10 protein-coding genes are annotated in these 13,839 nt (G+C 55.5%); 2 read left to right on the top strand and 8 right to left on the bottom strand.

All coding sequences use genetic code 11. The annotated features are described in order from the left end of the window. The first annotated feature begins 536 nt into the window (after window positions 1-536). Window positions 537-1,964 (top strand): sigma-54-dependent transcriptional regulator, encoded by a 1,428-nt coding sequence (locus tag FYC48_RS15495; RefSeq protein ID WP_149497619.1) that lies wholly within the window; start codon window positions 537-539, stop codon window positions 1,962-1,964. Between the two features lie 13 nt (window positions 1,965-1,977). Here FYC48_RS15495 and FYC48_RS15500 read toward each other — a convergent pair whose 3' ends face one another. From FYC48_RS15500 to FYC48_RS15510, 4 genes are all read right to left on the bottom strand, one after another. After that, on the bottom strand, window positions 1,978-2,262 hold the full coding sequence (locus FYC48_RS15500) for a hypothetical protein (protein ID WP_149497620.1): 285 nt from the start codon (window positions 2,260-2,262) through the stop codon (window positions 1,978-1,980). A 14-nt stretch (window positions 2,263-2,276) separates the two neighbouring features. After that, window positions 2,277-2,441, bottom strand: coding sequence for a hypothetical protein (locus FYC48_RS27830; RefSeq protein ID WP_160149552.1), 165 nt, complete (start codon window positions 2,439-2,441; stop codon window positions 2,277-2,279). 561 nt (window positions 2,442-3,002) lie between these two features. Continuing rightward, the gene (locus tag FYC48_RS15505) at window positions 3,003-3,752 is read right to left on the bottom strand and encodes a pirin family protein (RefSeq protein WP_149497621.1); all 750 of its coding nucleotides are present in this window, start codon (window positions 3,750-3,752) and stop codon (window positions 3,003-3,005) included. Between the two features lie 112 nt (window positions 3,753-3,864). Further along, window positions 3,865-4,332, bottom strand: a complete 468-nt coding sequence (locus FYC48_RS15510) for a MarR family winged helix-turn-helix transcriptional regulator (protein ID WP_149497622.1) — start codon at window positions 4,330-4,332, stop codon at window positions 3,865-3,867. 173 nt (window positions 4,333-4,505) lie between these two features. On the opposite strand from FYC48_RS15510, the gene FYC48_RS15515 reads away from it, so the two are divergent. After that, entirely contained in the window at window positions 4,506-5,366 is an 861-nt protein-coding gene (locus FYC48_RS15515) for an OmpA family protein (protein ID WP_235034271.1), read from the top strand. Between the two features lie 34 nt (window positions 5,367-5,400). On the opposite strand, the gene FYC48_RS15520 is transcribed toward FYC48_RS15515, so the two are convergent. The 4 genes from FYC48_RS15520 to FYC48_RS15535 form a co-directional block, all read right to left on the bottom strand. Continuing rightward, a complete protein-coding gene (locus tag FYC48_RS15520) occupies window positions 5,401-6,996 on the bottom strand; it encodes a hypothetical protein (protein WP_149497624.1) in 1,596 nt (531 codons plus the stop codon). Window positions 6,997-7,070: 74 nt separating this feature from the next. Then, window positions 7,071-7,805, bottom strand: coding sequence for an ABC transporter ATP-binding protein (locus FYC48_RS15525; RefSeq protein ID WP_149497625.1), 735 nt, complete (start codon window positions 7,803-7,805; stop codon window positions 7,071-7,073). Between the two features lie 59 nt (window positions 7,806-7,864). Continuing rightward, a complete protein-coding gene (locus FYC48_RS15530) occupies window positions 7,865-11,755 on the bottom strand; it encodes a protein kinase domain-containing protein (protein ID WP_149497626.1) in 3,891 nt (1,296 codons plus the stop codon). 375 nt (window positions 11,756-12,130) lie between these two features. Further along, complete coding sequence (locus tag FYC48_RS15535) at window positions 12,131-13,819, bottom strand: L-lactate permease (RefSeq protein ID WP_149497627.1); 1,689 nt, start codon at window positions 13,817-13,819, stop codon at window positions 12,131-12,133. Window positions 13,820-13,839 lie beyond the last annotated feature (20 nt).

Consider the following 13,839-nt stretch of genomic DNA (forward strand, 5'->3'; position numbering starts at 1 on the left):
GTATTTTAAAATGGAACAGGTCACTCGCTTTGCGACGCGAGTGATCAAATCGCCTCCGGACTGAAGATCAAATAAGCGAACAGGACTAACGCCGGAAGCGTAAACGCGATCAACATTATGAAAACGACCATCATGATTTTTCGTTCTTCAGATGTTGAATCTGCTGTTGATCGCTGCGACGTGGCCGCCTCACTGAGGATCGGTTCGGATTTCAAACGTGACCGCCGGATTCTTTGACTTGACCGCTTGACGGTGCGTGTCGGCTGCGGCGATTCTGAAAGATACGTGGTCGAGCTGAACGCAGGCGTCATTGGTCGTCTCCCTAGCAAGCGACTACGAAACGTCTTCCTGACCAGCTTCGCCGCCGATCGCTTCTTGCAGTTTTCAGAGGTTGGTTCACATCCACCAGAAGTACTGCAAGCATTGGGCCGATCGTATAAACCGCCCGAATTGCCAGAATTTGCTACGTTTTGACAACCAAATCGTCTTCTCGCGTTGCCTCCTCGTCAACGCAAGTTGACGTCAAGGAGCACACCGTGACGAAACAGTCACCCCAACGAATCCTAGTCGCCGACGACGAACCACTTTACCGCGAGACAACCGCAGAGTTTCTTCGCGAAGAGGGCTTTGAATGCATCTGCGTCGAGAATGCGGACGACGCGATCACGGTCCTGAAAGAAATGGACTTCGATTTAATCCTGACCGACCTCAACATGCCGGGCAACCTAAAGCTCGAACTACTCAGAGAGGGACGCGAAACCTATGCCCATGTTCCGATGATTGTGATCACGGGCGTCCCCTCGATCTCATCGGCCATCGAAAGCGTTCGATTGGGTATCACTGACTACTTGCTTAAGCCAATCAAGCTGGACGAGTTGCTCGTCGCTGTAAAGCGGGCGATCGAACAAAAGCCCAGCAATCGCGGTGCCCCGATCACCAGTCCTCAAGACGTTGCCCTACCGACTCAGACGGTCCACGGCGCGACGACTCTTCATCGCGTCCCACCCGTTGTCGGCGAAAGCGATGGCATGCGAGAGGTGTTCGAAATCGTCAGTAAAGTCGCACAGGGAAATGCGAATGTTCTAGTGACCGGCGAAAGCGGGACAGGAAAAGAAGTGATCGCCGAGATGATCCATCGGCTGAGCGCGCGAAGTGAACGGGGATTTCAAGTCATCGATTGCACCGCAATTCCCGATACGCTTTTCGAATCCGTCCTCTTCGGACACACCCAAGGTGCCTTCACGGGGGCCATCAAAGACCAAGCTGGTTTGCTGCGGGCCGCCGACGGCGGGACGGCTTTTTTCGACGAAATCGGAGAACTACCGATGCCGCTACAGGCAAAGCTGCTGCGTGTCGTTCAGTCGCAAACGTTCACCGCCGTCGGCAGCGATCGTCCGGCTAAGATTGACACACGTTTTATCTGCGCGACGAACCGCAATCTTTCCGACGAAGTCGAAGCGGGGCGATTCCGGCAGGATTTGTTTTACCGATTGGCTGTGATCCACATCCAGCTGCCACCGCTAAGAGAACGTGGCCAAGACATTGTCCGCCTGGCCGAAACGTTCCTTCAGCAACTACTGCCTGCCGGCTCAAATCTCGAAGGATTTTCCGAAGAGGCGATCGAGAGCTTCCTGCGCTATCGATGGCCGGGCAACGTTCGCGAACTTCGAAACGTCGTCGAACGATCGATCGCACTCGCACAAGGATCAAACATCCGCCGCGAAGACCTGCCCGTACCGCTGCAAAACCCCAACGACACCGCAGACCAAGACTGGGTAGATCTGACCGAAATCTCCAGGGACGAAGCCCTCGACCGCGCCGATCGGGATTACTTGACCAAGTTACTTCGCAAGCACCAAGGCGTGATCGCAAGGGCCGCTCGCCAAGCCGGACTATCAAGACAAGGCATGCACAAGCTACTCAATCGCCACGGCATCATTGCCGATGACTTTCGCTCGCCATGACCACTTCGCGGTCCTAATTGCCCAGCTCTTCGTCACGCATCGAACGAGTGATCAAGCTGCGCAGCTCCTCGACGCAGCTTCCTGCTTCGGGACCATAAAGGGTTCCGCCAATGATTTGACCGCTGGAATCATCGATCACAAGACGGTAACTCGGTGCCGGCTCTCGAGCGTCACCGGGCGCATCCCAATCATGCCAGACTCCCTGGCGGATGCGAGTCGCGATCCCTTGTCGTTCGGCGGCAGCGTCCGGTAGACCGACACTGACACATCGCCAATCAAAGTAAAACGTTTGGCTCATCAGACACTCCTTCGTTAATGCGGTGGGGCAACCAAGCGATCGGCTTGGAAGCAGGTGTAGTACAGGCAGGTTGGCTCCAGGTACGCCTGCGTTGATCGCGCCGATCGGTCACAAACAACGGTGAAGAACAACGATTTCAATACGCGTCTCGCGGTGACATCGCACGATGCATCGATCAACGATGCCTCGGGAAATCAAGCCTAGTGCTTCGCTTCAACGAATGACTCGGGTGCGATTCAATGACCGCCGGACATTGCCCGGTCACTGCAGCACCACCGTGACCAACGCCGTTCGGCTGATCCCAAAACCAAGATGAAACAAAGCACCAGCACCTCAATCGATTCTACCGCGTTGACACGACCGATTCGAAATCTTTTGCCACGAAACTAGAAGACATCCCCAATGATTTCTCGCTTGTCAACGGACGTTGTCAGTCGACACGATTTCACTATGAACGCAAACACCGTCCCCTCGTTCGTGACAGTGATGTGATGAAATCGCTGCGGTCAGGTCGCCTCTAAGATGCCGTAGCGAAGGTCGAGATCAAGCGTCGTCTATGAGAGTTTGTCAGTGACATTCATCTCTCGACGATTGACTGGGCCAAAGTGCCAAGGTTTTAGATTCTGGGGCCGATGAAGGCAATCATAGAAAGGCACTTGTGGATCGCATTTTCTAAAACAACGACGCGGCTTCGGCCCATCAACAGAACCTCACCGCGTCGAACCAAGCAAACACGTTTGCTACGCCAAGTCAAACAGCATTAGCTCGGCAGACGAATCACTTCGCAAGCGGAGCGTACGAATCTTCCCCGCTTCGCTCTGAAGGCCTTCGGGCTGACTCAATGCAGCCGCGTCGCCTTGCGACAACTTCACGACTTCGGCAAAGCCGGACTGGGCCTCCAAGATGATCTGGCCGCGCAAGACCTGGATCCAGACATGGCGTCCGGTTTGAATCTGGTAGTCCAGCGAACGCTCAGAAAAGAGGTCGGCTAGATAAATTCGTACGTCTTGATGGATCCGCAGTGCCCCCTGCTCTGCGTCAGGTGATGCAACAAGCTGAAACTGATTGCGGCGTCCGGCCGGCTCGAACTTTTTTTGCTCGTAACTCGGCTCGATCCCCTGGACCTTCGGATGCAACCAAATCTGGTAAAGATGCGTTTGGCTCTCCCGGGAGGGATTGAACTCACTATGTGTAATCCCAGTCCCCGCCGACATCCGCTGGAACTCTCCAGCCCCCAAAACCTCGCCGTTCCCCATTGAATCACGATGTTCAAGGGCTCCGTCTAACACGTAAGTGACGATTTCCATGTTGTCGTGGGGATGAGTTCCGAAACCTTTGCCGGCCGCAATCCGATCCTCGTTCATCACACGAAGGGCCCGAAATCCCATGTGATTCGGATCATAGTAGCGAGCAAATGAAAAGGTATGAAAGGCGTTCAACCAACCGTGGTCGGCGTGGCCGCGTTCTTCGGAGCGTCGGACGGTGATCATGTTTGTCTCCTGAAAAGGCGAGTTCTCAACCGTAAGCGAGTGACAGGTCACCCGCTCCGTGGTGGAATACTCGTAGCGTCCAAAAACCTTACATGTAAACTAAGATAGGCCGTCACGATTCGTTGATCGCTCCGCGAACCGATTCCAGGATCTGAATCAGTGCCTTCTGTTCGGCCGAGCCGGCCCCCGCAAACAAAGTTTCATGAAGCTGAAGCACCGGTCGGTCAAGCTTTTTGAGCAAACGCTTGGCGGTCGGCGTCAGCTTGACGAGATAGACGCGGCGGTCGGATTCCGATTGGACTTTGTCGACCAACCCCAGCTTGATCAACTGGGTGACAACTCGAGTCATCGCCGGTGCGACCTGGATCATCCGGTCGGCCACTTCCAGACAGGGCATCGGGCGATCTTCGCCTCGCAGAATCCGTAGCACGTTGTACTGCGTCAGCGTCAAACCATGCTCGCGCAGTAGTCTCGCCATCCGATTTTCCAACAAATCACTGGTCCGCATGACTGCTAGCATTGCTTCCTGGGAAAGCGAATCAAACGGATCACGCTTTCGAAGTTCTCCTTGGAGTGACATCGTTGTTCGGTAAAGAGTGAGAGACGAAATTGAGTTCGGGGTCTAAACGCCACCTCAATCTAGAGGGTGAGCTTTAGAATTGATCTTGATTTTGCTGGAGACGACGCCTATTTGTTGCCGATACTTGGCAGTTTGGATGCCGCCAAGCTTGTTACGCAGGGATGGTCAATCCAGTGAATCGACGGATCATAAAACGCTTCTTTCCGCTGCTATGTGTCGCCGTAGCGGCCTGCAGTCTGGTCGGATGCAGTCAAAATCCGTACCTCGCTGTCCCCGGTTCTGGGGCTTACCCGGCCCAAACCGGTCCGCTTAGCCCAACGATCGGTCAAGCGGCAAATCCCAACGACGCGAGGCTCGCCGAACTGACTCGGCGCGTTCAGTTGCTCGACGACAACAACCGTCAGCTCCACACCCAGTTGGCTCAAAGCGAACAACAGGCTCAGGTTTATCGCGAAGAACTGTCACTCGTCCGACAACAATTGACGGCCACCAACCAGAAATTGGACGAAGCCCGTTTGGCTGCCAACGAAGCTCAAAACCAAGTTCGCGGTTTCCAGGCCTCGACCCAGCGACGAGGCGGGGCATCGATCGCGCCGAACACCAATCTGGGCCAGCTTGCCGGAAGTTTAAACCTAGGTGGCTTGCCGGTCGAGCGAGACGGGGAACGGATTCGAATTGGGATTCCCAGCGACCAGCTTTTCGTCCCCGGAACGGCGCAACTGATTCCGCAAGCGACCACGATCATTAACCCGGTCGCCGCACAGATTCGCAGCTTGTTCCCTAGACAAAAGATCGGCATCGAAGGCTACACCGATGCCAGCCAAGCGATGGCCGGATCGGCAGCCGCACATCAACTTGCGTCTGCCCAAGCGTCAGCCGTACTCGACGTCCTGACACGGCATGCGGGCATGCCGGTTGCCCAATTTTTCATCGTTGCCCAAGGTGCGAATCGTCCACTCGGCTCAAATTCCTCGGCCTCCGGTCGAGCCGCCAATCGACGCATCGAACTCGTGATCTATCCTGAAACCTTCTAGGCTCCGCATCTGCCGCTCACCCACGTTCACCTACCTACTCGGGCGGCAAATCAGAGGCGAGATCGAATCTTCGCCAGCACCATGAGGTGACGATGACGGCGGCGATCGCCAATGCCCAGGTGCCCGCGATCGCCCCGGAAATGTAAATCGGCGCAATGTATGATTCGCTGAACAAAGACCGGCACACGTGCACCCACAACAGGAGTGCACCGACGGCGGCCGCGATCAACGTCGCTTTACCGAGAAACATCACGTTGGCGCGAACCACCATCCCAAGCCCCTGGGCGTGCTCGTGGTGAGGATAGGCGAGAAACAGTGCGTTCTCGGTCGCGAACGTGAATACGGCAAGCGCCGATAACATTCCGCCCCAACCGATGATCTGCGACCAGCCGGGGTGAACAATGGCCGCGGCGATCAAAAGCGTGGTGATTTGGAACGTGATCGTGATCAGAATCGGAAGCAACATCTGCCCCAAAACGGTGTGAATAGGATTGAGCGGCAAACCGCGCAACAGCAGCATCCGTTTGAGATCGCGGCGAAAATCAATTCGTAATGCTGGGGGCGCTAGCAACATCGTGCATAAGGCTATTCCGGCAACGACAAAGGCCCATTGATTGGAGACTCGCCCGGTCAGCAGTGGCGACAGACAGAGGAGCGTCGGGACACAGAAACTAAAAGCGATCGTCCCGAAATAGCGTCGAACCGACAAGGCTTGCCGCCAGACGAGAGCCAGCGTGTCGTGTGTTTGGCTGGGCAAGCGTTCGGTGACGGTGTCCAGCAAGGTGCGTTTGCTCGCTTCTCTGGCGGGACTTATCTGATCGACTTGCTTGTACGTGCCGTTTGCCAATGCGATCCGTTCTCGACAGAGACGGCTTCGGTTGGCCCAACGATCAACGCGAACCATCAAGACGATACCTGCCGGAATCAGAGAGATTGAAGCGACGAGTTGCGAGAATGTCTGCGATGAAATTTCTGGCGAGGTCGCCAGCAGGGCCGCCGGTTGCCACGGTAGTGCGAGACACTGGACACAGGGGCTTGACGCGACATTGCCGATCGCCGGAAAACTTTGCATCAGGTAGATACCGGGTGCCGACCCCGGGGGTGTGATTTGCACGAGTTCGGCGAAGAAGCTGACGACTGCCGCGATCGCGACCAGCGTCAACGAGATTCGCCAAAACCCTTGATCACGTTTTGAGATTCCGGTCACAAACCGCTGCCAACTGATCCTGACAGTCTCAAGCATGACGAGTGCGGCGAAGACGCCGATCGCCAACAGCCCACCGTGCTGCACGTCCGGCGCGAGTGCGATTGCGAGGAAAAAGGTCTTGAGTGCCGACGAAAACAGTAAGTTCGTCACCTTGTAACCGGCAAACAGAGACCGACTGATCGGTGCCCCGCCGATCCAAAGGTTTTCCGCCGCGGTGTATTCCATGTCGACTTGTTTGTCGGTCCAAACGCAACGGACGGCATGGTAGATCAAATACAACACCATCCCGCCGGACAACCAAAGCCGAAGTGATTCGGGATCGGCCGTTCGACGTGATGCGAGGATTAAGACCCCATTCAGCACGTAAACGCTGAGGAAAACGATCGCGATCGCAGACGCAACAATACGGCGTGGCGAGCGCATTCGGGTGATCCCCCGTCGCAGCCGGAAAAGGCCTCGATGGGCGGTCAACCAAAGCAGGTGTCGCAATGGAGTAGTCATTTCGTGACTGTGGATGTCGCCTCGAAGTAAGCTTGTTCAAGAGTGGTTGCCGATGGAAACTGCTGGCGCAGTTGATCGACATCACCGAAAAATTGCAAACGCCCGTTCTGCATCACGATCAAGTGCGTGCATACGTCTTCGATCATTGCCAGCAGATGGCTAGAGATAATGATGGTCGCGCCTGCCTTGGCGAGTTCGCGAGTCGATTCGAGCAATCGCCGAATCCCCGGTGGATCCAGTCCTGTCATCGGTTCGTCGAGTAGCAGCACGCTGGGTTGGAACAAGTATGCACAGGCGATCGCCAGTTTCTGCCGCATCCCGCGTGACAGCGTCGTTGCCCCGGCATCGACTTTATCGGCCAACTGAAAGTAGTCGAGTAAGCGTTCTGACTTTTCAACACGATCGGGAACATCGTAAATGCGACCGATAAACTCCATGTGTTGCCCGACGGTCAAGTCATCGAACAGTGGCGGATCGTCGGGGACATACGCGAGATGCCGCTTGAGCTCGATCAGAGAGGACGAGTTGTAGTCGGTCAATTCGCAACCGGCGACTGTCAATCGACCACTCGTCGCCGGGATCAACCCCGCCAGACAGCGCATGGTTGTCGTCTTACCCGCTCCATTTGGGCCGACTAATGCGCCGATGCTCCCCGGTTCGAGGGAAAAGCTAACGCCATCGACGGCTAAATGAGTTTCATAGAGTTTACGGAGCTCTTCACAGCGGAGCATGAGAGGGGCCAAGGAGTGCGTGAGTAAGTCGGGGCTGCGACAAGAGTAGGTTACAGTTTTTATCGCGCCCTCGAAAACTTAACCCTTTGCCTGATGCCGGTCGTTAAAAGTGTCGTGACCGGCTCACCACGACGAACTTCGGTTGCGTGCAGGTATGCGAACACCGCGGCTTCATCGGCGTACGCCTGCCGGAGGATTTGATCGCGGTCACCCACCTCCGACGAATGTGCGGCCCGATCACCGATCGCCACTTCAAACACGCGTCCATCGGACGTGCGTCCGACGACCACCGATTGTTGCTGGTCAAACGCCAACGCGGTAATGGCGGAACTCGACTGACGCACCGATGCGAGCGGTTGGATTAAATAATGCTCATCGGCATCGGTTCGCACTTGATAGACATCCACTTGCCCCGATGCGGTCCCGGTGACAAGTCGCGATCGATCGGGCGAAATCGCAATCGCAGAAATCACCCGATGGTCAGGGCTGGTCACGGAGACTTGCTGTCCATTGATGCGATCCCATATTGCCAATGTTCCATCACGGCCGGCTGTCACTATCCAACCCGCCTGCTCGTTTTGGCTAGCCGACCGGATCTGATCGCGCGACAAAGCAAGATCACTGGCCGGAGGTCGACGTTCGGCATTCCATCGCACCAAGGCCCCGTTGCGAAGCCCCGCGTACAAACGATCGCCTGCGGCGGAGATCGCAATCGTCCAGGCCTTTGCTTCGTGCAAGCGAATCGATTCGAGTTCTCGATTTGAATCAAGATCCCAGATGCGAATCGTTCCATCATCACTGCAACTGATGATGCGACGATCGAGCGGATGCAACAAGATCGATCGAACCAATCGATCGTGGCCCTCAAACAGACGCAGAACCTGATGAGTCCGAAGACTCCACATTGCGATCGAACTGTCAGCGGTCTCGGACAGGATCGCTGCGTCATTATCGACAAACTTTAGATCGTGGAGGTGTTTCGTTTTTGCGTCGATTTCAAACTGCTGAGTTCCCGATTTAACATCCCAGATTCGAATGATTCCATCGGACCCACCGGTAGCCAATCGATTCCCATCGGAACTAAAGGTCAAGGATTGGACGTTGTCGTTGGAACGAAAACTTCGTTTGAGTTGTCCGTTGGTCGCGTCCCAAAATCGAACGATCCCAGAATAAGATCCGGTCGCGACTGTACGGCCATCGCGACTATAGGCGATCGAAGAAACTCCGCTATTGTGTTCCAAAACGATCGGCGCGGCCTGCTGTTTGGAGACATCCCAAAGTCGCGCAGTTTGGTCCACACTGGCACTCGCCAATTGCTGACCGTCGTGACGGACTGCGATCGCAAGCACCCCGTCATCATGACCGAGCAGTCGCCGTTGCAAACGATGCGTGACCGAATCGAGTATGCGAATGTCATAGTTTCGATGTACGTCATCGAAATCGCTTTGCAGTGAATCGCCCTCGGCGATCGCCAGAAAACGCCCCTTCGGATCAACGCCCACCGCGCCGACGATCCCAGCGAGAGAGCCGATCTCAGTCGGGGTTTCATCATGCAAAACAAGTGAATCTTCGACATCCCAAAGCTTCACCGATTTGTCGACACTTGATGAGACCAAACGTTTGCCCTCGCGGTGGAAACAAAGGTCAACAATCCTACGAGTGTGCCCACACAACAGTGCCACCGACTGATACATTTCTGTTCGCCAAAGCTGGATCGCCCCATCAGTTCGACCGATCGCGAACAATCGGCCATCGGGAGAAAACTCGATCGAGGATGCCGCTTGGCTGGACCTCGCGTACGCCCGCTGCCGTTCTCCGGTCAGGGCGTCAAGCATTTTCAACCGGCCTTCGGAATCCCCCGCCAAAATTTGGCCTCCGTCATTGGTGTAGCTGAAACATCGAACCGGGGATTCATTACTTGGACTTTGCCACAACAGCGCGCCGTCAAGGTCGTACATATAAATCCAACCATCATTGACACCACCCCAAGGCACTCGACTCCTGACCGAGATGGCATTGGCGATCGGCGAAACTTTAATCGCTTGGATTTGATGTGAACTGTGTTGAAACTGAATCTCCGATCCTTGTGATTCAACGTTGATCACGAGGACTGTCCCTCGGTCGGTCGCAATGGCCAATCGCCCCTGGGTTGAATCGGACAGCGGGGGCGAAAACCAATCAAGTGCGACAACGCCGGTATCGAATGATGGCAATTCGGCAACGACACGATTGTCGGTCGTATCAACAACGATAACACCGTCGTCTTTGGATGCACTCGCCAGCCAGCGCCCGGTACGATCCATACACAGCGGGCCGATAGCTCGAAGCTGAAATTCCGATAGGACTTGCGAAGACGTTCGGTCGAGTGGATAGCGATTGACCTGGCCCACTTCGGTCGTCGCGATCAGCTCCTCTTCGCCAGGTCCAAAGGCAATTGCGGTCGCCGTTTTGGCGGTCCCTGCAAAGGTTTGTAAACTTGAATCAAGACGGTTACGGGCAAGGTACCATTCGATCTGTCGTTCCGTCGGCGGGACCTGCTGCAGTAAACGAAGTGATTCGCGAGTGCGGCCCTGCTGCCCCCGATCGCGGGCGAGCAGGTAGTGCGTTTGCGCCGCCATCGCTTCGGCAACTTGGCGTGCGGCGATCGCGGCATCCCGCTGAAGTTGAGCCTCTTCAGATACCGTCGTGGCATGCTCCGCAGCCTCACGTGCGTAGCGTTCTGCGATCGTCGCTCGGCGCCGCTGCGTTTCACTTTGCGACCACATCAAGATCGACGTCGCCAACCCAATACCAAGGACAACGACCACGACCGCTGCCATCGTCGCAAGGTATCGATGACGCACCAGCGAGCGTTGCAATTGATAAACCAGTGGACGCGGATTGGCGATGATCGGCTCGCCTTTAACGAAGTGCCTGATGTCGTCCGCCAACGCGATCGCGGTCGAGTATCGATACGCCGGATACTTCTCGAGCGCCTTTAAAACGACACAATCGAGACTGCCGTCGAGCGTGCTCGCCAATTGCTCCGGGGTTAAGCCACGGCAATGGGCAAAGCCGAAAATTTCATCGCCGGCGGTCCGCACATGCTGACTGGGGCGCCGCACATCTTCTTCGCGAAGTGTCCGTAATAAGCTCTCCAAGTTATCGGTCAGCGATCGCAGACGTCCGATCGGAGATTGACCGGTAAGCAATTGATGTAAGATCACGCCAAGTGAATACACGTCGGTACGCGAATCCACCTCGGCATCTGTCACGCGTGCCTGTTCGGGACTCATGTATTCGATCGTGCCGATCAGATCGCCGTTTTGCGTTTGATCAAAGGAATCGATGATCTGCTCGTTGTGCGATGACTTTGACAAGCCAAAATCAATTACTTTGACCAATGCTTGTCCGTCTGGTTGAGATTGAACCAGTAAGTTCGATGGCTTGATGTCTCGATGAATCACGCCTTTTTGGTGAGCATGATGAATCGCATGACAAACTTGAATGAACAGCTCTAACCGCTCTGTGATGGTCAGACGATGCTTATCGCAATAAACGTCGATCGGAGTACCATGGACCAATTCCATGACGACAAAAGGTCGGCTGACGTCGTCAAAGCCAGAATCGAGGACTTTGGCAATGTTCGGATGCTCCATCATTTCAAGTGCGATTCGTTCGCATTCGAAACGCGCGAGCATGCGTGAGGAAGGCAGATCACGCGCGATGACTTTAAGAGCAACCTCCTGGCCATCGGACGATCGGCGGGCACGATACACCCGCCCCATCCCGCCGCTGGCAATCAGGGCCAAAATGGAATAGTTGCCAACGTGACTGGGGACTTCTTGATGGACCTGAAAGTCCAACTCGGATGCCGCCGAATCGATGCAACTCTGGTCGACCGTTTTCGCCTCGGGCTGATTCGAATCCATAGAGGGATCAGATTTGAGCACATGTTCTTCATCATGCATTTTATCTCTCCTCGGACGATCGGCAGCGACATCGACAACTAAACGATGATAGCCAACCGCAATGTCGTTTTGGGAGACGCACTTTCGCCCAAACCGTATTTCTATCGGCTTCGCCCCCGACGCGGGGTAGAGCGTGGATCGGCTTTCTCTCCGTTTGGCGAACAAATAAAGTCGTTCGGTCGCAGCCTTATCGCGTTTGTGCTCCGTTTCGACCAGGTATTCGGGGTCGACTCATCAGCCAACGACGCTGGACCGGTTATTGCAACGAAATCGTGGCTAGCGTCATTCGGCAAATCCTAATTTCAGATGTCAATGAACGAGGAGCGATTGCGAACGCCAGGGAATCGGACCATCGAGCGTCTCCTGACCGACTTGTTACACGACCGCCAAGCCAACGATTCCCGCCACGATCACGTAATAAAAAAACACCACCCCGGACACGCGAATCACGTCGCCTTCACGCCCCACCAGCCCCACGACGGCGCATGCCGAAACCACATTGTGGACGCAGATCGTATTGCCAGCGGCGCCACCGATTGCTTGCAATGTAACGATCCAAATTGGGTCGACGCCAATTTGCTGTCCGACCTCAAATTGGAACAATGAAAACATCATGTTGCTGATGGTGTTGCTGCCGGCTACGAACGCTCCGAGCCCACCGACCAGTGCCGCCAGCGCCGGCCAAGCATGTCCCACCATTGTGGAAACGCCACTCGCCAAGGTTGTTGGCATAGACGCGTAACCAGCCGCACCGCCGTCGCTATAAATAAACACCTTCACCATGGGGACGGCGAACACCAACGCCGTCGATGCGGCCCAGATCATCCGCACTGAACGTTTGGTAGCCGTCGCCACCGCCTGTCGATTCATCCGGTGCAACAGAACGGTAGCAAGACAGACCACAACAAAGATCGCACCGGGCAGGTAGAGCGGCGCGGCAGGTTTCAAACTAACGCCGGAGCCAAACAGATTTGCCAAGGTCTCGCCATCTGCCGGGATCGTGATTCCTTTCAGCCAATCGCCGATCGGTAGCGAAGGCAGTCGGCTGATCACTAACAGCGAAGCGGTTAAAATGTAGGGCGTCCAAGCCAGCCACATCGGTAAACGGCGCATCGTTGGTTTGATTTCGATCGTAACGCCGCCTGACCAATCCGACGACCACGATGATTTCGGTGGGAAGTCCCAAGCCGGTCCGTCAGGAACCAGAAACCGATACTTGGCCGCGGGCACTACGATCGCCAATCCAACCAACCCACCGATGAGTGAGGGAAATTCTGGTCCCAGGAGAAACGCGATCGATGTCGAGGGAATCGTCATCGCCAACGATGCAAAGACGGCGAATTTCCAAACACGCAATCCTTCTCCGATCGAACGCCGCTCTCCAAAGAACCGCGTCAAAACCACAACCAAGATCAACGGGATCATCGAGCCACAGATCAAATGGATCAACGCGACTCGCCACCCCACGCCATGAAGCATCAACTCAAACGGGTTGGCCGCCGACGCGAACGTCGTTTGGGCATACGAGGCGACCGATTCATTGCCACTTAAGCCCGTTTTGACCCCGATCAGAATCGGGGTCCCTACGGCACCAAAAGACACCGGCGTGCTTTGGATGATCATACCGCTGATCACGGCCGCCATCGCCGGAAACCCGAGTCCGACTAACAACGGAACACAGACCGCCGCCGGCGTACCGAACCCGGCGCTACCTTCGATGAATGCCCCAAATAGCCAAGCAATCAAGATAACCTGAATCCGACGATCTGACGTGATCCCAGTAAAACCACCGCGTATGACAGAAAGACCACCGCTTTCGCTCAGTGTATTGAGCAGGAGGATCGCGCCAAAGACGATGAACAACAATTGGGCAACGACGAATAGCCCATCGACCGAGGCGGCTGCGATGGTCCATCCATCAAGCTGCCAAATACCCCATGCCAGGGCCACCACACTGACATACGCGATTGGCATCGCTGCGGCGGCGGGCAACCGGAATCCGACCAACAAGATTGCCACAATCAGAATCGGTGCCAGCGCGGCGAGCGAAACCAAAACATCCATCGACGACAAATCCGCTATTA

Source organism: Roseiconus lacunae, assembly GCF_008312935.1.
GTDB lineage: Bacteria > Planctomycetota > Planctomycetia > Pirellulales > Pirellulaceae > Stieleria > Stieleria lacunae.

Coding starts and splice junctions, on each gene's coding strand:
- FYC48_RS15535 (WP_149497627.1), bottom strand. CDS start 13,819: ATGGATGTTTTGGTTTCGCTCGCCGCGCTGGCACCGATTCTGATTGTG.
- FYC48_RS15510 (WP_149497622.1), bottom strand. CDS start 4,332: ATGTCACTCCAAGGAGAACTTCGAAAGCGTGATCCGTTTGATTCGCTT.
- FYC48_RS15530 (WP_149497626.1), bottom strand. CDS start 11,755: ATGCATGATGAAGAACATGTGCTCAAATCTGATCCCTCTATGGATTCG.
- FYC48_RS15525 (WP_149497625.1), bottom strand. CDS start 7,805: ATGCTCCGCTGTGAAGAGCTCCGTAAACTCTATGAAACTCATTTAGCC.
- FYC48_RS15520 (WP_149497624.1), bottom strand. CDS start 6,996: ATGCGCTCGCCACGCCGTATTGTTGCGTCTGCGATCGCGATCGTTTTC.
- FYC48_RS15505 (WP_149497621.1), bottom strand. CDS start 3,752: ATGATCACCGTCCGACGCTCCGAAGAACGCGGCCACGCCGACCACGGT.
- FYC48_RS15500 (WP_149497620.1), bottom strand. CDS start 2,262: ATGAGCCAAACGTTTTACTTTGATTGGCGATGTGTCAGTGTCGGTCTA.